Below are 19,296 nucleotides of genomic sequence, written 5' to 3'. Positions count from 1 at the left end.
CCCGTCATGCCCGAACTACCCGAAGTCGAAACCACCCGCCGCGGCATCGCCCCCCATCTCGTCGGCCAGCGCGTCACCCGCGTGGTGGTGCGCGAGCGCCGGCTGCGCTGGCCGATCCCCGAGGACCTCGACGTGCGCCTGTCCGGCCAGCGCATCGAGTGCGTCGAGCGGCGCGCCAAGTACCTGCTGATCCAGGCCGAGAGCGGCACCCTGATCGGCCACCTGGGCATGTCCGGCAACCTGCGCCTGGTGCCGGTGGGCACCCCGGCGGGCAAGCACGAGCATGTCGATATCGAGCTGGAGTCGGGCCTGGCGTTGCGCTACACCGACCCGCGGCGCTTCGGTGCGCTGCTGTGGAGCAGTGACCCGCTGCATCACGAGCTGCTGGCCAAGTTGGGGCCGGAGCCGCTGACCGCCGCCTTCGACGGCGAGCGCCTGTTCCAGCAGTCGCGCGGGCGCAGCATGGCGGTCAAGCCCTTCATCATGGACAACGCGGTGGTGGTCGGCGTCGGCAACATCTACGCGACCGAGGCCCTGTTCGCCGCCGGCATCGACCCGCGCCGCGAGGCCGGCTCCATCTCGCGGGCGCGCTATGTGAGATTGGCCGAGGAGATCAAGCGCATCCTCGCCTATGCCATCGAGCGCGGCGGCACCACCCTGCGCGACTTCATCGGCGGCGACGGCCAGCCCGGCTACTTCCAGCAGGAGCTGTTCGCCTATGGCCGTGGCGGGGAGTTCTGCAAGGTTTGCGGCACGACCCTGCGCGAGGTGAAACTGGGCCAGCGCGCCAGCGTGTACTGCCCGAAATGCCAGCGCTAACGCTTCACCCAGAATAAGAACAAGCAGTAGGAACCAGGATGTACGGCAATTACCTGCCGCCCAACCCGCTCGCCGAGTGGGTCGGGCGCACCGCGCTGAAGCTCATGGGCTGGCGCATCGAGGGCGAGCTGCCACGGCTCGAAAAGTTCGTCGCCATCGGCGCCCACCACACCTCCAACTGGGACTTCGTGATCTTCATCGCCCTGAAGTTCGTGCTGCGCCTGAACGCGCGCTGGTTCGGCAAGCACAGCATCTTCCGCTGGCCCTTCGGCGGCCTGCTGCGCAGCTGGGGTGGCATCCCGATCCAGCGCCACCTCAGCCTGAACATGGTGGAACAGGCGATCCAGAGCTTCCGCGATAACCGCGAGTTCATCCTGGTGCTGTCACCGGAGGGCACGCGCAAGAAGGTCGAGCGCTGGAAGATGGGCTTCTACCACATCGCCCTAGGCGCCGGCGTGCCGATCGTGCCGGGGGCGCTGGACTTCGCCAATCGCCGCGTGGTGATCGGGGCACCGTTCCAGCCGAGCGGCGATGCCGAGGCCGATCTCGAGGCGCTGCTGGCGTTCTTCCGCCCCTATGTGCCGAAGAAGCCGGAGAATGCCTTCCACGGCGATTGACGGCGTTCACGCTGACAATTGCCAGAGCGCTGTTATAGTTAGCTGCAACGCTCTGCCATAACTACACAAATGAAGGACCGCGCCATGAACCTGTTTCGCACCACCGCCGCTGTCTTGGCTCTGACCACTGGCCTGCTGGCACTGCCGGCGCAGGCGGAGGTGGTACAGCAGAACACCAGCGGCGACCCCACCTATACCCTGGAAGCGCCGCCCGCCTACGCCATGGTTGGCGACCTGCTGATCGCCCGCCCGCTGCTGATCGCCGGCACCATCATCGGCGCCGGCCTGTTCGTGGTCAGCCTGCCGTTCACCGCGGCCGGCGGCAATGTCGGCGAAGCCGGCAAGGCTCTGGTAGTGGAGCCGGGCATGGCCGCCTTCGTGCGCTGCCTGGGCTGCACCGAGAGCGGCTACAGGAAGGACTGATCCTTCACCCCGCAACGAAGAAGCCGGTCGCATGACCGGCTTCTTTGTTTGGGCTGCCATCAGGTGTCGCGCCTCGGCCGCACTCAGCTGCCGGTCTTGATCTTGCTCCAGACGCGCGTGCGCACCCGCTCGATCTTCTGCGGCAGCGGCTTGAGCACGTAGAGGTTCTGCTGCACCGCGGGCGGCGGGGTCAGGTCGACATCGTCGCGGATGGCCGCGCTCACCAGTGGCATGGCGTCCTTGTTCGGGTTCGGGTAGCCGAGGAAGTCGCTGATCGGCGCCACCACCTTCGGCTCCAGCAGGTGGTTGAGGAAGGCGTGGGCCTCCTCGACGTTCTGGGCGCTGGCCGGGATGGCGAAGGAGTCGTACCACAGCGGCGCGCCTTCCTTCGGCAGCTTCCATTTCACCACCACGCCGTTGCCGGCTTCCTTGGCCCGGTTGGCGAACTGGTAGAAGCTGCCGGAGTAGCCGATGGCCACGCAGATGTCGCCGTTGGCGATGTCGGTCATGTACTTGGCCGAGTGGAAGTAGGTGACGTAGGGGCGGATCTGCATCATCAGCTCGGCGGCCTTGTCGTAGTCGGCCGGGTTGGTGCTGTTGGGGTCCAGGCCCAGGTAGTCGAGGGCGATCGGCAGGATGTCGGTCGGCGTGTCGAGCATGGCCACGCCGCAGGCCTTGAGCTTCTCCATGTTCTCCGGCTTGAACACCAGGTCCCAGCTGTCCAGCGGGGCATTCTCGCCGAGCGCCGCGCGCACCTTGTCCGGGTTGTAACCGAGCAGCACGGTGCCGTACATGTAGGGCACGGCGTACTGGTTGCCCGGGTCGTTGGTGGCCATCAGCTGCAGCAGGTTGGGGTCCAGGTGCTGCCAGTTGGGCAGCTTGGACTTGTCCAGCTTCTGGAATACGCCGGCCTTGATCTGCACGTCGAGGAAGGTATTGGACGGCACCACCAGGTCGTAGCCGGAATTGCCGGCGAGCAGCTTGGCCTCCAGCGCCTCGTTGGTGTCGAACACGTCCCAGGTCAGCTTGATGCCGCTGCTCTTGGCGAAGTCCTTGGGCACCGACGGCAGCATGTAGTCGGCCCAGTTGTACACGCGCAGCTCGCGCACCGGCGCTTCGGCGGCGCTGGCGTGCAGGGTGGCGGCGCACAGCGAGGCGCCGAGCAGCAGCGGGATGGTCTTGTGCATGGTGGTTGTCTCCCCTGGTTGTGTCGGGCTCAGGCGCCCTGGAAGCCTTCGAGTACGTTGACGGCGTTGATGCCGATTTCGGCGACCGCGTAGCCGCCCTCCATGACGAACAGGGTCGGCTTGCCCAGCGCGGCGATGCGTTCGCCCATGCGCAGGTAGTCCGGGCTGTCGAGCTTGAAGCTGGAGATCGGGTCGGCCTGGTAGGTGTCGACGCCGAGGGACACCAGCAGCACGTCCGGGTCATGGGCGGCGATGCGCTTGCAGGCCGTCTCCAGGGCGGCGCCCCAGGTATCCCAGGCGCTGCCGGCGGCCAGTGGCAAATTGAGGTTGCAGCCCTCGCCACGGCCGGCGCCGGTCTCGTCGGCGTAGCCGAGGAAGTGCGGGTACTCGAAGCTCGGGCTGCCGTGGATATTGGCCACCAGCACGTCGTCGCGCTCGTAGAAGATCGACTGGGTGCCGTTGCCGTGATGGTAGTCGACGTCGAGGATGGCCACCCGCGCGGCGCCCTGGTCGAGGCAGGCCTGGGCGGCGATGGCCACGTTGTTCAGGTAGCAGTAGCCGCCCATCACGTCGGCGCTGGCGTGGTGGCCCGGCGGCCGGCACAGGGCGAAGACGCCGTGGGCGCCGGCGGCGATCTCGCGCTGCGCGCTCAGGGCGACCTGGGCGGAGCTGTAGGCCGCCTGCCAGGTGCCGGCGGTGATCGGCGCGAAGCAATCGAAGCTGTGGAAGCCGTACTGGCCGTACAGGTCGTCCGGGCGCCTGGCACGCAGGTGGCGAGCCGGGAACACGCCGGGCAGGAAGTCCGCCGTGTTGCCCTGGGCGGCCCAGCCGGCCCAGGCCTTCTGCAGGAACTCCAGGTAGTCGGCGCTGTGGATGCGCACGATCGGCGCCAGGCCGAAGTCCTGCGGCGCCAGCACTTCGCCGAGCCTGCGCTCGCGTACCCGGGCCAGCACGTGGTCGGCGCGCGCCGGCATCTCGAAGCAGGGCCTGTATTCGCCGCCGACCATCTCGCCACTGGCATGGTGCAGGCGGTGGTCGTCGCTGTAGAAGGTCAGCATCTGGTTGTTCTCCGCGATGGGCTGCACGCATTGTTGGCACCCCGTGCGGGCCGGGAGAACGATAACGCCGGCCAACAAAGGGATAATTGCGGCCATTATCGCCAGTGGCAGGCGCCGGGCGGGTCGCCCGCGCTGTGATGGCGAGCCCGCCGCGGACGTCTAGTTCGGCACCCGCGAACGCAAGAGGTGGAGCATGCAGGCGCTGTTGAACGAGATTCTGGACCAGGTCCGCCCCCTGCTGGGCCGCGGCAAGGTGGCCGACTACATCCCGGCCCTGGCCGAGGTGCCGGCCGCGCGCCTGGGCATCGCCGTCTACGGCGTGGACGGCAGCCTGTACACCGCCGGCGATGCCGCCGAGCCCTTCTCGATCCAGAGCATCTCCAAGGTGTTCAGCCTGGTGCAGGCCATCCAGCACTCCGGCGAGGACATCTGGCAGCGCCTCGGCCACGAGCCCTCGGGCCAGCCGTTCAACTCGCTGGTGCAGCTGGAGTTCGAGCGCGGCCGGCCGCGCAACCCCTTCATCAACGCCGGCGCCCTGGTGATCTGCGACATCAACCAGTCGCGCTTCGCCGCCCCGGCGCTGTCGCTGCGCGACCTGGTGCGGCGCCTGTCGGGCAACCCGCTGGTGGTGTCGGACGCCAAGGTCGCCGAGTCGGAGTACCAGCACCGCGCGCGCAACGCCGCCGCGGCCTACCTGATGCAGGCCTTCGGTAACTTCCACAACGAGGTCGAGGAGGTGCTGCGCAGCTACTTCCACCACTGCGCCCTGGCCATGAGCTGCGTGGACCTGGCGCGCGCCTTCGGTTTCCTGGCCAACCAGGGCTTCTGCCGGCACGGCGGTGGCCAGGTGCTGACGCCGCGCCAGACCCAGCAGGTCAACGCCATCATGGCCACCAGCGGGCTGTACGACGAGGCCGGCAACTTCGCCTATCGGGTCGGCCTGCCGGGCAAGAGCGGCGTCGGTGGCGGCATAGTCGCGGTGGTGCCGGGGCGCTTCACTGTCTGCGTGTGGTCGCCGGAGCTGAACGCCGCCGGCAACTCGCTGGCCGGCATGGCGGCGCTGGAGCTGCTCAGCGAGCGCATCGGCTGGTCGGTGTTCTCGCCGCTGGCGGGCTAGCCGGCCATCTCGCCGCACAGGTCGAGGGCGAACAGGCGCTCCACCTCGGCCGCCGGCAGGCCGGCACCGAGCAGGCCGAACAGCTTGCCCAGGGCCGCCTCGCGGCCCATGCCGCCGCCGCTGACCAGGCCGACGCCGGCCAGGGCGCTGCCGGCGGCATACACGCCGAACTCGACATGCCCCTGCGGGCACTGGCTGATCGCCGCCAGCACCACGCCGCGGGCGCGCGCCTCGCGCAGGGTAGCGAGGATCTGCGCATCGTCCGCCGGGCCGGTGCCGCTGCCGTAGCACTCCAGCAGCAGGGCCTCGACGCCGCTGTCGAGCACGGCGCGCAGCTGCGCGGCGCTTAGGCCGGGGAACAGCGGCTGCACGGCCAGGGCCACCGCGCGGCGCGGCTGGCGGTAGTGCAGGGCGGCGGGCAGGCTGGGCAGGTGCGCGGCATGCCGCGGCCGGCCGTGGTCGGCGAAGGCGTCGAAGGCCTCGCTCTTGCACTTGCTGGCGCGCGCGCCGTGCAGCAGCTGGCCGGCGAAGTACAGGTGCACCCCCGGCGCCACGCCGCTGGCGAGCAGGCCCAGGGCGCCGAACAGGTTGGGCCAGGCATCGCCGCCGGGCACCCCCGCCGGCTGCATGGAGCCGGTCAGCAGCACCGGCACCTCGATGCCCAGCAGCAGGAAGCTCAGCGCCGCGGCGCTGTAGGCCAGGGTGTCGGTGCCGTGCAGCAGCAGCACGGCATCGACGCCGTCCTCGTCCACCGCGCGGACGATGGCGTCGCGCATCGCCAGCCAGTGCTGCTGGCGCATGTTGGCGCTGTCGATCGGCGGGCTGAGCTCGGCGAAGCGCCAGGCCGGCGCCGGCCGTTCGGGGTGGGCGGCCTGCTCGGCGCGCAGGCGCGCCTCGAAGCCGGAGGCCGGCGCCAGGCCGGACTCGCTCATCTGCATGCCGATGGTGCCGCCGGTGTAGAGCACCAGCAGGTTCTGCGAAGAAGTCATGATCAATCCAACAACTGACGGTACTGGATGAAGCCGGAACGGCTGGCGATGCGCTCGTAGAGCAGGCGCGCCTGGGCGTTGTGCTCCTGGGTCAGCCAGTGCACGCGGCTGGCGCCGGCCTGGCGGGCCTGCGCGTAGACATGCTCGATCAGCGCGCGGCCGAGGCCGCCGCCACGCACGCCTTCGGCGACGAACAGGTCCTGCAGGTAGCAGTAGTCGCCGACCGTCCAGCAGGAGCGGTGGAAGATCCAGTGCACCAGGCCGATCGCCTCGCCGTCGCGCCAGGCCAGCGCGGCGTGCATCGGCTCGGCCGGGTCGAGGAAGCGCTGCCAGGTGACGGCGCTGGTCGCGGCCGGGATCTCGGCCTGGTAGAAGCGCTGGTAGGCCTGCCACAGCGGTAGCCAGGCGGCCTGGTCGGCGGCGCCGACGGGGCGGATCTGCACGGTCATCTGCGGCTCCTTGCGCGCGTTTTTCGCCCGAGTGTAACGGCGAAACGGCGCCGGCTGGGCAAGAAAAAGGGGGCCGTGGCCCCCTTCCCTGTACGGCTGTGGATCAGCGCTGGTGCACGCTGTGGCCGATCTCGGCGCGCTCGCTGGTGCCGCGTTCGGCCTGGCTCGCGGCATTCCAGACGCTCGGATCGAGGTCCAGGTCGGCGAAGGCCTTGGCGCTGAGCACCGGCTCTTCGACGCCGGCCTCGATCTGCGCGTCGTAGTCACGCATCAGGCGCAGGCCGACCTTGAACAGCAGCGCCAGGGCCACCAGGTTGACCAGCGCCAGCAGACCCATGGTCACGTCGGCGAAGGCGAACACGGTGGACAGGTCCTGCATCGAACCCCACAGCACCAGGGCGATCACCAGCACGCGGTAGGCGATCAGCAGCGGGCGCTTGCTGCTGAAGAAGCCCAGGGCGTTCTCGCCCAGGTAGTAGTTGTACACCAGGGTGGTGAAGACGAAGAGCAGCAACGCCAGGCTGACGAAGATACGGCCCCACTCGCCGACGACGGCGGCCATGGCGGTCTGGGTGAGGATCACCCCGCCCACCTCGGCGCCCGGCTGGTACACGCCGGACAGCAGGATGATCAGCGCGGTGCTGGTGCAGATCAGCAGGGTGTCGATGAACACGCTGAGCGACTGCACGATGCCCTGGGCGGCGGGGTGCTTGACCTCGGCCACGGCGGCGACGTTCGGTGCGCTACCCAGGCCCGCCTCGTTGGAGAACAGGCCGCGCTTGACGCCCATGACGATGGCCGCGCCGATGCCGCCGGCGAAGGCCGGCTCCAGGCCGAAGGCGCTCTTGACGATCAGCATCAGGGTGGCCGGAACGGCTTCGATGTTGAGGCCGATCACTACCAGCGCCATGACGATGTAGGAGGTCGCCATGATCGGTACCAATACGTCGGCGGTGCTGGCGATGCGCTTGATGCCGCCGAAGATGATCAGGCCGATCACCACCACCAGGGCGAGGCCGCTGACGTGGGTGGGCAGGCCGAAGGTGTCGTGCAGCGAGCTGGCCACGGTGTAGGCCTGCAGGGCGTTGAAGCCGAAGCCGAAGGTCACCAGCAGCAGGATCGAGAACACGATCGCCAGCCAGCGCAGACCGAGGCCGTGCTGGATGTAGAAGGCCGGGCCGCCGCGGTAGCCGCCATCGGCTTCGCGACGTTTGAACAGCTGGGCCAGCGAGCATTCGAAGAAGCTGGTGGACATGCCCAGCAGGGCGACCAGCCACATCCAGAACACCGCACCCGGGCCGCCCAGGGTGATGGCCACGGCCACGCCGGCGATGTTGCCGGCACCGACACGGCCGGCCACCGACAGCATCAGGGCCTGGAACGAGCTGAGCTGGCCGGGCTTACGCTGGAAGGCCTGGCCGAAGATACGGAACATGCTGCCGAAGTAACGCAGCTGAACGAAACGCGAGGCGATGGTGAAGTAAAGGCCGAGACCGACCAGGGCGACGATGAGGACCTTGCTCCAGAGCAGGTCGTTCAGGAGATCGAGCATGATGGGTTGTCTCTCTTGTAGTTATGCGTGCGCACGCCGGGACAGTCCGCGGCCGGCGCATGGTCTTCCGCAGAGCGCGCGCAGGCAATTTCGCGGGTTGCGGCGATGTGGCGCGAGTTGATGCTAGAATCGCGCCGCTCGCATCATCAGGTCCGCCGCCATGTCCGAACACCTCGGTGCCAACCTCAAGCTGCTGTGCAGCCACTACCGCTCGATCGCCGAGGTTTGCCGGAAGCTGGCGATCAATCGCGCCCAGTTCAACAAGTACCTCGGCGGCCAGAGCCGCCCGACGGCCTACAACCTCAAGCGCATCTGCGACTTCTTCGGCGTCGAGGACTACGAGCTGGGCCTGCCGCCCGAGCAGTTCGCCCGCCTGATCGGCGCGCGCGGCGCCGAGCCCGGCCGCGCGGCGGCCAGGGACCCGCTGCTGGCGCTGTTCAATCCGCTGCGCGAGCACGCCAGCGACCTGCGCCGCTACTGCGGCTACTACTTCGAATATTCCAACTGCATGTCGGTGCCGGGCTACGTGCTGCTGTCGCTGGTGCAGCTGTGGGAGGAGGACGGCGACTTCCTGTTCGAGCGCCAGGAGCGCCAGGAGCGCGCGCGCGCCGGCGAGGCCGAGGACTGGGTGCGCTGTCGCTACCTGGGCGCCGCCTTCTACCTGCAGGATCGCCTGTTCCTGCTCGACTACGAGTCGCTGACCCTCAACGAGATGAGCCAGACCATCCTCATCCCCAGCTTCAAGAGCCGCATCACCCGCCTCAACGGCCTGAAGACCGGAGTCTCCAGCGGCGACCGGCGCACCCCGGCCTGCACCCGCGTGGTGTGGGAATACCTGGGGCCGGAGATCAACCGGGTCAATGCCTTCCGCCAGGTGGCGCTGTACCGCCCGGACGATCCGCGCATCGACCCCGACATCCGCGCGCGGCTGGCCGGCCCGGCGCCGGGCAGCGGCCTGTTCGAACTGGAATAGCGGGCAAAAAAAGACCCGCCGGAGGGCGGGTCGAGAGGAAGACGCCTGGCCTGGTGAGCCTCAGGCGTTTCGATGTCGCCCCGGGCGGCAGAGCGTGGCCCGGGAACAGCGATAAAACAGGGGGCGACCGGGGTCGTCCCCAAGGGCAGAGAGGCGCGGGGTGCCTCTCGGTCGATGAATCAGCCCTGCAGCGGCACCAGGCGCGGCGCGATCATGTTCTCCGGGCGCAGGATGTCGGCCAGGGTGGCCTCGTCCAGCAGCTGCTCCTCGCGCACCAGCTCCAGCACGCCGCGGCCGGTGTCGAGCGCGGTCTTGGCGATGCGGGTGGCGTTCTCGTAGCCGATGTAGGGGTTGAGCGCGGTGACCAGGCCGATGGAGTTCTCCATCAGTTCGCGGCAGCGCTGCTCGTTGGCGCTGATGCCGTCGATGCACAGCTCGCGCAGCATGTCCATGGCGCGGGTCAGCAGGCGGATCGAGTCGAAGATCTTGTAGGCGATCAGCGGCTCCATGACGTTCAGCTGCAGCTGGCCACCCTCGGCGGCGAGGGTCAGGGCCAGGTCGTTGCCGATCACCTCGAAGGCCACCTGGTTGACCGCTTCCGGGATCACCGGGTTGACCTTGCCCGGCATGATCGAGCTGCCCGGTTGGCGCGGCGGCAGGTTGATCTCGTTGATGCCGGTGCGCGGGCCGCTGGAGAGCAGGCGCAGGTCGTTGCAGATCTTCGACAGCTTGACCGCGGTGCGCTTGAGCATGCCGGAGAACAGGACGAAGGCGCCCATGTCGCTGGTGGCCTCGATCAGGTCGGCCGCCGGCACCACCGGGTGGCCGCTGACGATGGCCAGGCGCTCGACGGCGAGCTTCTGGTACTTCGGATCGGCGTTGATGCCGGTGCCGATGGCGGTGCCGCCCAGGTTCACTTCGGTGAGCAGGGCCGGGGCCAGGCGCTTGAGGTGTTGCAGGTCCTCGCCCAGGGTGGTGGCGAAGGCGCGGAATTCCTGGCCCAGGGTCATGGGCACGGCGTCCTGCAGCTGGGTGCGGCCCATCTTCAGCACGTGGCCGAACTCCAGGCCCTTGGCGGCCAGGGACTGGATCAGCTTGTCCAGCGCGTTGAGCAGGCTGTCGTGGCCGAGCAGCAGGCCGACGCGGATGGCGGTCGGGTAGGCGTCGTTGGTCGACTGCGCCATGTTCACGTCGTTGTTCGGGTGCAGGTGCTTGTACTCGCCTTTCTCAAAGCCCATGGCCTCCAGCGCAATATTCGCGATGACCTCATTCGCGTTCATATTGGTCGAGGTGCCGGCGCCGCCCTGGATCATGTCGACCACGAACTGGTCGTGGAACTCGCCCTGGATGATGCGCGCGCAGGCGGTGCTGATCGCCGTGTGCTTGGCGGCGGACAGGTGGCCCAGCTCGCGGTTGGCGTCGGCGGCGGCCTGCTTGACCATGGCCAGGGCGATCACCAGTTTCGGGTAGTGCGACAGCGGAACACCGGACAGTCGAAAATTCTGCACGGCGCGCAGGGTCTGGATGCCGTAGTAGGCGTCGGCGGGGACTTCCAGGGTGCCGAGCAGGTCTTTTTCGATGCGGGTGGATGCAGCAGCGGACATGATGGGTTTTTTCTCTGGGAATACGGCCTGACGCCGCGATGCCCAATAGGCTAGGCTTCAACCCGTCTGTCGGCCAATGCTGTTAAACGCTATGGTATGCAGAATCGGCATAATGTCGCGGTGACTCGGGGTCGATGTCGCGCGTGCATAATTTCAAACGTGATTTGCTCAAGAAATAGGCGATGAATCTGGAAACCAAATGGCTGGAGGACTTCGTCGCCCTGGCCGCCACCCGCAGCTTTTCCCAGGCCGCGGAGAAGCGTTTCGTCACCCAGCCGGCCTTCAGCCGGCGCATCCGCAGCCTGGAAGCGGCGCTGGGGCTGACCCTGGTCAACCGCACCCGCACGCCGGTGGAGCTGACCGAGTCCGGCCAGCTGTTCCTGGTCACCGCGCGCAGCATGGTCGAGCAGCTCGGCGAAGTGGTGCGCCACCTGCACCACCTGGAGGGCCAGCAGGGCGAGGTGCTGCAGATCGCCGCCGCGCACTCGCTGACCCTGGGCTTCTTCCCGGAGTGGATCGCCCGCCTGCGCCGCGAGGGCCTGCCGCTGTCCACCCGCCTGGTGGCGACCAACGTCGGCGAGGCGGTGCACTCGCTGCGCGAGGGCAGCTGCGACCTGATCCTCGCCTACTACGACCCGGACGCGGCCATGCAGCTGGCCCCGGACATCTTCCCCTCGCTGCACCTGGGCACCACGGCCATGCTGCCGGTGTGCGCGGTGGGCGAAGACGGCTCGCCGCTGTTCGACCTCGACGGCGGCCACAGCGTGCCGCTGCTGGCCTACAGCGCCGGCGCCTTCCTCGGTCGCTCGGTGAACCAGCTGCTGCGCCAGCGCGCGCTGCGCTCGACCACGGTATACGAGACGGCCATGGCCGACAGTCTCAAGACCATGGCCCTGCAGGGCCTGGGGGTGGCCTGGGTGCCGCGCCTGTCGGTGACCATGGAGCTGGCCCGCGGCGAGCTGGCGGTGTGCGGCGGCGAGCACTGGCAGGTGCCGCTGGAGATCCGCCTGTATCGCTGCGTGCTGTCGCGCAAGGCGGCGGTGCGCCTGCTCTGGCGCAAGCTGGAAGGCGGCGTGGGGCGCGCTCAGTAGCTCAGGGCGTTGTCCAGCGTGGGGCCCGAGACGTAGCGTGCGACGATGCGGCGCAGGCTGCCGTCGGCGCGCATCTCCGCCACGATGCCGGCCATCCGGCGGTAGTCCTGCTCGGAAAAATGCGCCTTGCTCAGCACCAGGCAGAGCGGTTGCGGCGCTTCGTCCAGCGCCCAGTCCCGGACCGTGACGCGCGATTGCAGGGCCAGCTCGGCCAGTTCCTTCTCGTAGAAGAGCTGCTGGGAAAAGATCACGTCGACGCGGTTGCCCGCCTGCAGCATGAGGAAGAGATTGTGGGCGGTTGCCACTTCGGTCACCCGGCCGCTGCGCATCAGCTGCGCGACGATCGGATCGTAGGTCGGGCCGTGGCGGAAGCCGCGCACCACCGCCAGCTGGGCGTCCTGCATCTGCAGCAGCTGCTGCGCATCGCGGATGCGCGGGTTGATCACCAGCGCCATGTTCTTTTGCGCGATGTAGGGGATGAAGTAGGCGAATTGCCGGCGCTCGGCGGTTTCCATCCCGGACACGGTCATCGCCAGGCTGCCCCGGGCAAGGTCCTTCCAGATGCGCGCCCGTGGCCGTTCCACGTAGGTGAAGCGGTAGCCGCCGCGGCGTGCGAGCTCATCGACCACGTCGCGGTCGATGCCGGCGCCCTGCGAATAGAGGAAGCCGGCCTCGTAGAAGGCCACGTCCAGGGGCAGGTCGACTGCTGCTGCCGCGCTGCTCTGCGGCAGTGCCGGGCACAGCACGATGAGCAGCAGGCAGGCAACGCGACGGATGCGCCTCGTTTCCATGGCGGGTCTCGAACGGGGATGCACCCTGCAGTGTGGCACGCCGGCGCAAGCTTGCCAGGGGGATCAGCCGCCGTCGCGGAAGCGGCTCCACACCTCGTCGCGGGTGGCCTTGAGCTTGTCCGGCAGCGGCACCGTGGCGAACAGGCGGCGCTTGGTGTCACGGTCCGGATAGAGGCCGGGCTGGTCGCGCAGGGCCGGGTCGAGGAACTCGCGGGCATCGGCGTTGGCGCTGGGATAAAGCACCTCGCTGGTGATCCTGGCCGCCACCTCGGGCTGCAGCAGGTAGTCGATGAAGCGGTGCGCTAGGTCGGCGCGGCGGGCGCTGGCCGGAATCACCAGGTTGTCGATGAACAGGGTCGAGCCCTCTTCCGGCACGACGAACTGCACCGGCTGGCCGGCGTCGATGGCGCCCAGGGCGTCGCCGACCCAGGCCATGGCCAGGCACAGCTGGCCCTGGTTGAGGTCGTCTATGTAGCGCTCGCTGTCCACATAGCGCAGGTTCGGGCGCAGGCCCTGGAGCAGCTCGCCAGCCTTGCGAATGCGCCCGGGCGAGCTGTTGGCGAAGCTGCGGCCCTGGTAGTTGAGCAGGCCGTAGAGCATCTCGTCCGGGGCATCCAGCACGCTGATGCCGCAGGCAGCCAGCTTGGCGCTCTGTGCGGGGTCGAACAGCAGGCTCCAGCTGTGCGGCAGCGGCCCGCCGAAGGCGGCCTCGGCCTGCGGGGTGTTGATCGCCAGGCCGACCGCACCCCACAGGTAGGGCACGGCGTAGCGGTTCTGCGGATCGACCGCGGCCAGCTTGCTCAGCAGTTGCTTGTCCAGGTGCTTGCGTCCGGGCAGGCGGGCCAGGTCCAGCGGCTGCAGCTTGCCGGCGGCGATCAGTGCCGGCAGCTCGTCATGCGAGGGCACCGCGACGTCGATGCTCTCGCCGCTGGCCAGGGCCTGGTCGAGTTCCTCGTCGGTGCTGAAGGTGTGGTATTCGACGGCGATGCCGGTGGCCTTGGTGAAGTCCTCCAGCACCTGCGGGGCGATGTAGTCGTTCCAGTTGTAGACCCGGATGCTGTCGGCGGCGACCGCCAGTCCCGGGCCGAGGGCCAGTAGCAGCGGAGCAAGAACGCGAAACATGACGACCTCCTTGGCGAATCATGGGCATGGCTACGCCATCGCGCGCACCGGCGGTGGCGGCCTGGCAGAGCGTGGGCGGCAGATAAAACAACGCCGGCACTGCGGCCGGCGTCGGGTCTTGCGTCAAACGGTATGCAGGTACCAGTTGTACTCGAGGTCGGAGATGGTGGTCTCGAACTCCTCCAGCTCGGCTTCCTTGCAGGCGACGAAGATGTCGATGTAGTCCGGGCTGATGTACTTGTTCAGCACCTCGCTGTCGTCCAGCTCGCGCAGGGCGTCGCGCAGGTTGTTCGGCAGGCTCTGCTCCAGCTGCTCGTAGGAGTTGCCCTCGATCGGCTCGCCCGGCTCGACCTGGTTGGTCAGGCCGTGATGGATGCCGGCGAGGATGGCCGACATCATCAGGTAGGGGTTGGCGTCGGCGCCGGCCACGCGGTGCTCGATGCGCACGGCATCGGGGCTGCCGGTCGGCACGCGGACGGCGACGGTGCGGTTGTCCAGGCCCCAGCTCGGCGCGTTGGGCACGTAGAACTGGGCGCCGAAGCGGCGGTAGGAGTTGACGTTGGGGCAGAGGAAGGCCATCGACGCCGGCATGGTCTCCAGGACACCGCCGATCGCGTGGCGCAGAGCGGCGTTCTCCAGGGGATCATCGGAGGTGAAGATGTTCTTGCCGGTGGTCTTGTCGAGCAGCGAGATGTGCACGTGCAGGCCGTTACCCGCCTGGCCCGGGTAGGGCTTGGCCATGAAGGTGGTGTCCATCTCATGGTCGTAGGCGATGTTCTTGATCAGGCGCTTGAGCAGCAGCGCGTGGTCACAGGCCTTGATGGCGTCCTCGACGTGGTGCAGGTTCACCTCGAACTGCGCCGGGGCGCTTTCCTTGACGATGGCATCGGCGGGGATGCCCTGCTCCTTGGCGGCTTCCAGCATGTCCTGCAGGCAGTCGACGTACTCGTCGAGGTCGTCGATCAGGTACACCTGGGTCGACTGCGGGCGCTTGCCCGACATCGGCGAGCGCGGCGGCTGCGGACGGCCGTTCACGTTCTCCTGGTCGATCAGGTAGAACTCCAGTTCGAAGGCGGCGCAGATGCGCAGGTTCATCTCGTCGAACTTGGCCACGATCTGCCGCAGCACCTCGCGCGGGTCGGCGAAGAACGGCGTGCCGTCGAGCTCGTGCATGGTCATCAGCAGCTGCGCGGTCGGGCGCTTCTGCCACGGCTCGTTGCACAGGGTATTGGGAATCGGGAAGCAGATGCGGTCGGCGTCGCCGATGTCCAGGCCGAGGCCGGTGCTTTCGACGGTGGAGCCGTTGATATCGAGGGCGAACAGCGAAGCGGGCAGGTTGATGCCCTTTTCATACACCTTGTGCAGGCTGTTTCTTTCGATGCGCTTGCCGCGCACCACCCCATTCATATCTGCAATAAGAAGGTCAACGAACTGGACCTCAGGATGTTCCTTAAGGAACGCGTTCGCTTCGTTGAGCTGAACGGCACGCGGGGGTACCGACATGATGCAACACCTTTATTGTTAAAAATTTCAATCATGCAATTGCACAGCTGTGAGTCAATCTCAAACACCCAGGGCTGTCAATAGCGGCCCATTCTGCCCTGAAACGGGGCCTGATGGCCAGTTTTGGGGCATTCCAGGGTTTTTCGACCCGCTGGTCAGCCCTGTGCGGCCTGGCGCTCAGCGGGCTGTGTTCAATTTTTTACAGCCCTATTGTGTAAAAAATTGAACAAGGCTAATCTCGGCCTCACCTAACAACAGCAATAAAACAGGTGTCCCATGTCGCGCCTGCCGTTGATCGGCGTCACCGCCTGCACCAAGCAGGTGGGCCTGCATCCCAACCATATCGTCGGCGACAAGTATGTCCGCGCCGTCGCGGTAGGGGCACAAGGCCTGCCTCTGGTGATTCCCGCCCTGGGCGAGCTGATCGATCAACCCACCCTGCTGGCCAGTCTCGACGGCCTGCTGTTCACCGGCTCGCCGTCCAACGTCGAGCCTCATCATTATAGTGGCCCGGCCAGCGCGCCCGGCACTCAGCACGATGCCGCCCGCGATGCCACCACGCTGCCGCTGATCCGCCAGGCGATAGACGCCGGCGTGCCGGTGCTGGGCATCTGCCGCGGCTTCCAGGAAATCAACGTGGCCTTCGGCGGCAGCCTGCACCAGCGCGTGCAGGAAGTGGCCGGGATGATGGACCACCGCGAGCCGGCCGATCAGCCGGTCGAAGTGCAATATGCCCCCCGTCACACCGTGCGTGTGCAAGCGGGCGGGGTGCTCGCCGGTCTCGGCTTGCCGGACGAGTTTTCAGTCAATTCCATTCATGGCCAGGGCGTTCAGCGTCTGGCGCCGGGCCTTCGCGTAGAAGCACTGGCGCCTGACGGGTTGATCGAAGCCTTCTCCGTCGAAGGTGCGCCAAGCTTTGCCCTCGGGGTGCAGTGGCACCCGGAGTGGCAGGTGCGATCCAACCCGAATTATCTCGCCATCTTCCAGGCCTTTGGTGAGGCATGCAGGAAGAGGGCGGGGCAACGCTGAGTAGGTGAGCAACCGGTCGGCGCAACTAGGAAGTTTCGCTAGGCTTTTACCGGTCCGCAGTAGCCGCTCTACAACCCTGAGGTCTTTATGACTAGCAAGCTCGACCAGCTCACCAGCTGGCTGAAAGAACGCAAAATCACCGAAGTTGAATGCCTGATCAGCGATCTTACCGGCATTGCCCGTGGCAAGATTTCGCCGACCAACAAGTTCCTCGACGAGAAGGGCATGCGCCTCCCCGAGAGTGTGCTGCTGCAGACCGTGACCGGCGACTACGTCGAGGACGACATCTATTACGAGCTGCTCGACGAGGCGGACATCGACATGTTCTGCCGCCCCGACGAGAACGCCGTGTTCCTCGTGCCCTGGGCCATCGAGCCGACCGCGATGGTGATCCACGACACCTTCGACAAGCAGGGCAACCCGATCGAGCTGTCGCCGCGCAACGTGCTCAAGAAGGTGCTCAAGCTCTACGCCGACAAGGGCTGGAAGCCGATCGTCGCGCCGGAGATGGAGTTCTACCTGACCAAGCGCAACAGCGACCCGGACTTCCCGCTGGTGGCGCCGATGGGCCGCTCCGGCCGCCCGGAAGTCGGCCGCCAGTCCTTCTCCATCGACGCGGCCAACGAATTCGACCCGCTGTTCGAGGACGTCTACGACTGGTGCGAGCTGCAGGACCTGGACCTCGACACGCTGATCCACGAGGACGGCCCGGCGCAGATGGAGATCAACTTCCGTCATGGCGACGCGCTGCACCTGGCCGACCAGATCACCGTGTTCAAGCGCACCATGCGCGAGGCCGCGCTCAAACATGACGTGGCGGCCACCTTCATGGCCAAGCCGATCACCGACCAGCCGGGCAGCGCCATGCACATTCACCAGAGCGTGGTGGACATCAAGACCGGCAAGAACCTGTTCTCCAATGCCGACGGCACCATGAGCGAACTGTTCATGCACCACATCGGCGGCCTGCAGAAGTACATCCCCGAGGTGCTGCCGCTGTTCGCGCCGAACGTCAACTCGTTCCGCCGCTTCCTGCCGGACACCTCGGCGCCGGTGAACGTCGAGTGGGGCGAGGAGAACCGCACCGTCGGCCTGCGCGTGCCGGAAGCCAGCCCGCAGAACCGCCGCGTGGAAAACCGCCTGGCCGGTGCCGATGCCAACCCCTACCTGGTGCTGGCCGCCTCGCTGCTGTGCGGCTACATCGGTATGGTCGAGGGCCTCAAGCCCAGCGCGCCGGTCAAGGGCCGCGGCTACGAGCGGCGCAACCTGCGCCTGCCGGTGACCATCGAGAGCGCGCTGGAGCGCATGGAAGCCTGCAAGGACGCGGAGAAATACCTGGGCGAGAAGTTCGTGCGTGGCTATGTCGCGGTCAAGCGCGCCGAGCACGAGAACTTCAAGCGGGTGATCAGCTCCTGGGAGCGCGAGTTCCTGCTGCTGTCGGTGTGACTGGGGGCGGGCGCGGCCAGCCGCGCCCGCTGCCACGGATTTCATCGGGGCGCCGCCGGCGACCCGCGTAATAAAAGGTGTTGTTATGACCAATGTGACCAACCCGAAAACCCGCGAATGGCAGGCCATGAGCCGTGAGCACCATCTCGCGCCGTTCAGCGACTACCAGCAGCTGCACGAGAAGGGCCCGCGCATCATCACCAAGGCGGACGGCGTCTACCTGTGGGACAGTGAAGGCCACAAGATCCTCGACGGCATGGCCGGCCTGTGGTGCGTGGCCGTCGGCTACGGCCGCGAGGAGCTGGTCGAGGCGGCCGCCGCGCAGATGCGCGAGCTGCCGTTCTACAACACCTTCTTCCAGACCGCCCACCCGCCGGCCCTGGAGCTGGCCAAGGCGATCGCCGAGGTGGCCCCGCAGGGCATGAACCACGTGTTCTTCACCGGCTCCGGCTCGGAAGGCAACGACACCATGCTGCGCATGGTCCGCCACTACTGGGCGTGCAAGGGCCAGCCGAACAAGAAGGTGATCATCAGCCGCCACAACGGCTACCACGGCTCCACCGTGGCCGGCGCCAGCCTGGGTGGCATGAAGTACATGCACGAGCAGGGCGACCTGCCGATCCCGGGCATCGTGCACATCCCGCAGCCGTACTGGTTCGGCGAGGGCGGCGACATGAGCCCCGAGGAATTCGGCGTGTGGGCCGCCGACCAGCTGGAGAAGAAGATTCTCGAAGTGGGCGAGGACAAGGTCGCCGCCTTCATCGCCGAGCCGATCCAGGGCGCCGGTGGCGTGATCATTCCGCCGGAAACCTACTGGCCGCGCATCCGCGAGATCCTCGCCAAGTACGACATTCTGTTCGTGGCCGACGAAGTCATCTGTGGCTTCGGCCGTACCGGCGAGTGGTTCGGTAGCGACTTCTACGGTAACAAGCCGGACCTGATGACCATCGCCAAGGGCCTGACCTCGGGCTACGTGCCCATGGGCGGCCTGATCGTCAGTGACAAGGTGTTTCAGGTGATCAACGCCGGTGGCGACTTCAACCACGGCTTCACCTACTCCGGGCACCCGGTGGCGGCCGCCGTCGGCCTGGCCAACCTGCGCATCCTCAAGGACGAGAAGATTCTCGAGAAGGTCCGCGAGGAAACGGCACCGTATTTGCAGAAGCGTCTGCGAGAGCTGGCGGATCATCCGCTGGTGGGCGAAGTCCGCGGCGTGGGCATGCTCGGCGCCATCGAACTGGCGAAGAACAAGCAGACCCGCGAACGTTTCCCGAGCGAGCTGGGCGTGGGCATGATCTGCCGCGGCCACTGCTTCGCGAACGGACTGATCATGCGCGCCGTGGGCGACACCATGATCATCGCGCCGCCGCTGGTGATCAGCAAAACCGAGATCGACGAACTGGTGGACAAGGCGCGCAAGTGCCTCGATCTGACCGCCCGCGCGGTGCTGGTGTAAGGCTTGAGCCTTGGGCTCGACCTTGCCAGACTGCACGAGCGTTGGCCAGGCTCACCGGAGGGTGCGTCGC

18 protein-coding genes are annotated in these 19,296 nt (G+C 67.3%); 9 read left to right on the top strand and 9 right to left on the bottom strand.

Annotated elements, in window-relative coordinates:
• Positions 1 to 6: 6 nt before the first annotated feature.
• The 3 genes from mutM to AAG092_RS10350 all read left to right on the top strand — a co-directional run bounded on the left by mutM (position 7) and on the right by AAG092_RS10350 (position 1,859).
• Entirely contained in the window at positions 7 to 819 is an 813-nt protein-coding gene (gene mutM / locus AAG092_RS10360) for a bifunctional DNA-formamidopyrimidine glycosylase/DNA-(apurinic or apyrimidinic site) lyase (protein ID WP_373386561.1), read from the top strand.
• A gap of 38 nt (positions 820 to 857) precedes the next feature.
• Positions 858 to 1,436, top strand: coding sequence for a lysophospholipid acyltransferase family protein (locus AAG092_RS10355; protein ID WP_373386560.1), 579 nt, complete (start codon positions 858 to 860; stop codon positions 1,434 to 1,436).
• An 84-nt stretch (positions 1,437 to 1,520) separates the two neighbouring features.
• On the top strand, positions 1,521 to 1,859 hold the full coding sequence (locus tag AAG092_RS10350; RefSeq protein ID WP_373386559.1) for a multidrug transporter: 339 nt from the start codon (positions 1,521 to 1,523) through the stop codon (positions 1,857 to 1,859).
• 83 nt (positions 1,860 to 1,942) lie between these two features.
• Here the strand turns inward: AAG092_RS10350 and AAG092_RS10345 are convergent, their stop codons facing one another.
• Both AAG092_RS10345 and AAG092_RS10340 read right to left on the bottom strand, forming a co-directional pair.
• Positions 1,943 to 3,046 (bottom strand): polyamine ABC transporter substrate-binding protein, encoded by a 1,104-nt coding sequence (locus AAG092_RS10345; protein ID WP_373386558.1) that lies wholly within the window; start codon positions 3,044 to 3,046, stop codon positions 1,943 to 1,945.
• A gap of 29 nt (positions 3,047 to 3,075) precedes the next feature.
• Positions 3,076 to 4,104, bottom strand: a complete 1,029-nt coding sequence (locus AAG092_RS10340; RefSeq protein ID WP_373389582.1) for a histone deacetylase family protein — start codon at positions 4,102 to 4,104, stop codon at positions 3,076 to 3,078.
• A gap of 193 nt (positions 4,105 to 4,297) precedes the next feature.
• Between AAG092_RS10340 and glsB the strand changes: the two genes are divergently transcribed.
• Positions 4,298 to 5,221: a glutaminase B gene (glsB, locus tag AAG092_RS10335; protein WP_373386557.1), complete on the top strand. Its 924-nt coding sequence runs from the start codon at positions 4,298 to 4,300 to the stop codon at positions 5,219 to 5,221.
• Here glsB and AAG092_RS10330 read toward each other — a convergent pair.
• From AAG092_RS10330 to AAG092_RS10320, 3 genes are all read right to left on the bottom strand, one after another.
• Positions 5,218 to 6,210 carry an asparaginase gene (locus tag AAG092_RS10330; RefSeq protein WP_373386556.1) on the bottom strand — a complete coding sequence of 331 codons (993 nt, stop codon included), beginning with the start codon at positions 6,208 to 6,210 and terminating at the stop codon, positions 5,218 to 5,220. The genes glsB and AAG092_RS10330 overlap by 4 nt on opposite strands.
• Positions 6,211 to 6,212: 2 nt before the next feature.
• Positions 6,213 to 6,659 carry a GNAT family N-acetyltransferase gene (locus AAG092_RS10325; RefSeq protein ID WP_110680448.1) on the bottom strand — a complete coding sequence of 149 codons (447 nt, stop codon included), beginning with the start codon at positions 6,657 to 6,659 and terminating at the stop codon, positions 6,213 to 6,215.
• A 103-nt stretch (positions 6,660 to 6,762) separates the two neighbouring features.
• On the bottom strand, positions 6,763 to 8,211 hold the full coding sequence (locus AAG092_RS10320) for a sodium:alanine symporter family protein (RefSeq protein ID WP_110680447.1): 1,449 nt from the start codon (positions 8,209 to 8,211) through the stop codon (positions 6,763 to 6,765).
• Between the two features lie 160 nt (positions 8,212 to 8,371).
• On the opposite strand from AAG092_RS10320, the gene AAG092_RS10315 reads away from it, so the two are divergent.
• Positions 8,372 to 9,184 carry a helix-turn-helix domain-containing protein gene (locus tag AAG092_RS10315; RefSeq protein WP_373386555.1) on the top strand — a complete coding sequence of 271 codons (813 nt, stop codon included), beginning with the start codon at positions 8,372 to 8,374 and terminating at the stop codon, positions 9,182 to 9,184.
• A 179-nt stretch (positions 9,185 to 9,363) separates the two neighbouring features.
• Here the strand turns inward: AAG092_RS10315 and aspA are convergent, their stop codons facing one another.
• Positions 9,364 to 10,788 carry an aspartate ammonia-lyase gene (gene aspA / locus AAG092_RS10310; protein ID WP_110680445.1) on the bottom strand — a complete coding sequence of 475 codons (1,425 nt, stop codon included), beginning with the start codon at positions 10,786 to 10,788 and terminating at the stop codon, positions 9,364 to 9,366.
• A gap of 182 nt (positions 10,789 to 10,970) precedes the next feature.
• Between aspA and AAG092_RS10305 the strand changes: the two genes are divergently transcribed.
• Positions 10,971 to 11,879, top strand: coding sequence for a LysR substrate-binding domain-containing protein (locus AAG092_RS10305; protein WP_110680444.1), 909 nt, complete (start codon positions 10,971 to 10,973; stop codon positions 11,877 to 11,879).
• Here the strand turns inward: AAG092_RS10305 and AAG092_RS10300 are convergent.
• The 3 genes from AAG092_RS10300 to AAG092_RS10290 form a co-directional block, all read right to left on the bottom strand.
• Positions 11,873 to 12,670: a substrate-binding periplasmic protein gene (locus tag AAG092_RS10300; RefSeq protein ID WP_373386554.1), complete on the bottom strand. Its 798-nt coding sequence runs from the start codon at positions 12,668 to 12,670 to the stop codon at positions 11,873 to 11,875. The two genes, AAG092_RS10305 and AAG092_RS10300, sit on opposite strands and share 7 nt — an antisense overlap.
• A 63-nt stretch (positions 12,671 to 12,733) precedes the next feature.
• Positions 12,734 to 13,792 (bottom strand): polyamine ABC transporter substrate-binding protein, encoded by a 1,059-nt coding sequence (locus AAG092_RS10295; RefSeq protein WP_373386553.1) that lies wholly within the window; start codon positions 13,790 to 13,792, stop codon positions 12,734 to 12,736.
• A 123-nt stretch (positions 13,793 to 13,915) separates the two neighbouring features.
• Positions 13,916 to 15,295 (bottom strand): glutamine synthetase family protein, encoded by a 1,380-nt coding sequence (locus AAG092_RS10290; protein ID WP_110680441.1) that lies wholly within the window; start codon positions 15,293 to 15,295, stop codon positions 13,916 to 13,918.
• 276 nt (positions 15,296 to 15,571) lie between these two features.
• Between AAG092_RS10290 and AAG092_RS10285 the strand changes: the two genes are divergently transcribed.
• The 3 genes from AAG092_RS10285 to AAG092_RS10275 all read left to right on the top strand — a co-directional run bounded on the left by AAG092_RS10285 (position 15,572) and on the right by AAG092_RS10275 (position 19,226).
• Positions 15,572 to 16,324 (top strand): gamma-glutamyl-gamma-aminobutyrate hydrolase family protein, encoded by a 753-nt coding sequence (locus tag AAG092_RS10285; RefSeq protein ID WP_110680440.1) that lies wholly within the window; start codon positions 15,572 to 15,574, stop codon positions 16,322 to 16,324.
• An 87-nt stretch (positions 16,325 to 16,411) separates the two neighbouring features.
• On the top strand, positions 16,412 to 17,770 hold the full coding sequence (locus AAG092_RS10280; RefSeq protein ID WP_110680439.1) for a glutamine synthetase family protein: 1,359 nt from the start codon (positions 16,412 to 16,414) through the stop codon (positions 17,768 to 17,770).
• Between the two features lie 85 nt (positions 17,771 to 17,855).
• Entirely contained in the window at positions 17,856 to 19,226 is a 1,371-nt protein-coding gene (locus AAG092_RS10275) for an aspartate aminotransferase family protein (protein ID WP_373386552.1), read from the top strand.
• The last annotated feature ends 70 nt before the right edge of the window (positions 19,227 to 19,296 follow it).

The sequence above is a fragment of the Pseudomonas alcaligenes genome (assembly GCF_041729615.1).
Lineage (GTDB): Bacteria > Pseudomonadota > Gammaproteobacteria > Pseudomonadales > Pseudomonadaceae > Aquipseudomonas > Aquipseudomonas alcaligenes_B.
This window is presented reverse-complemented; position numbering and strand designations above follow the sequence as displayed.

Excerpts from the sequence above, each read along its gene's own strand:
- AAG092_RS10345 (WP_373386558.1), bottom strand. The coding sequence starts at position 3,046 with ATGCACAAGACCATCCCGCTGCTGCTCGGCGCCTCGCTGTGCGCCGCC.
- AAG092_RS10325 (WP_110680448.1), bottom strand. The coding sequence starts at position 6,659 with ATGACCGTGCAGATCCGCCCCGTCGGCGCCGCCGACCAGGCCGCCTGG.
- aspA (WP_110680445.1), bottom strand. The coding sequence starts at position 10,788 with ATGTCCGCTGCTGCATCCACCCGCATCGAAAAAGACCTGCTCGGCACC.
- mutM (WP_373386561.1), top strand. The coding sequence starts at position 7 with ATGCCCGAACTACCCGAAGTCGAAACCACCCGCCGCGGCATCGCCCCC.
- AAG092_RS10280 (WP_110680439.1), top strand. The coding sequence starts at position 16,412 with ATGACTAGCAAGCTCGACCAGCTCACCAGCTGGCTGAAAGAACGCAAA.
- AAG092_RS10275 (WP_373386552.1), top strand. The coding sequence starts at position 17,856 with ATGACCAATGTGACCAACCCGAAAACCCGCGAATGGCAGGCCATGAGC.
- AAG092_RS10315 (WP_373386555.1), top strand. The coding sequence starts at position 8,372 with ATGTCCGAACACCTCGGTGCCAACCTCAAGCTGCTGTGCAGCCACTAC.
- AAG092_RS10295 (WP_373386553.1), bottom strand. The coding sequence starts at position 13,792 with ATGTTTCGCGTTCTTGCTCCGCTGCTACTGGCCCTCGGCCCGGGACTG.
- AAG092_RS10285 (WP_110680440.1), top strand. The coding sequence starts at position 15,572 with ATGTCGCGCCTGCCGTTGATCGGCGTCACCGCCTGCACCAAGCAGGTG.
- AAG092_RS10355 (WP_373386560.1), top strand. The coding sequence starts at position 858 with ATGTACGGCAATTACCTGCCGCCCAACCCGCTCGCCGAGTGGGTCGGG.
- AAG092_RS10330 (WP_373386556.1), bottom strand. The coding sequence starts at position 6,210 with ATGACTTCTTCGCAGAACCTGCTGGTGCTCTACACCGGCGGCACCATC.
- AAG092_RS10320 (WP_110680447.1), bottom strand. The coding sequence starts at position 8,211 with ATGCTCGATCTCCTGAACGACCTGCTCTGGAGCAAGGTCCTCATCGTC.
- AAG092_RS10305 (WP_110680444.1), top strand. The coding sequence starts at position 10,971 with ATGAATCTGGAAACCAAATGGCTGGAGGACTTCGTCGCCCTGGCCGCC.
- AAG092_RS10340 (WP_373389582.1), bottom strand. The coding sequence starts at position 4,104 with ATGCTGACCTTCTACAGCGACGACCACCGCCTGCACCATGCCAGTGGC.
- AAG092_RS10290 (WP_110680441.1), bottom strand. The coding sequence starts at position 15,295 with ATGTCGGTACCCCCGCGTGCCGTTCAGCTCAACGAAGCGAACGCGTTC.
- AAG092_RS10300 (WP_373386554.1), bottom strand. The coding sequence starts at position 12,670 with ATGGAAACGAGGCGCATCCGTCGCGTTGCCTGCCTGCTGCTCATCGTG.
- AAG092_RS10350 (WP_373386559.1), top strand. The coding sequence starts at position 1,521 with ATGAACCTGTTTCGCACCACCGCCGCTGTCTTGGCTCTGACCACTGGC.
- glsB (WP_373386557.1), top strand. The coding sequence starts at position 4,298 with ATGCAGGCGCTGTTGAACGAGATTCTGGACCAGGTCCGCCCCCTGCTG.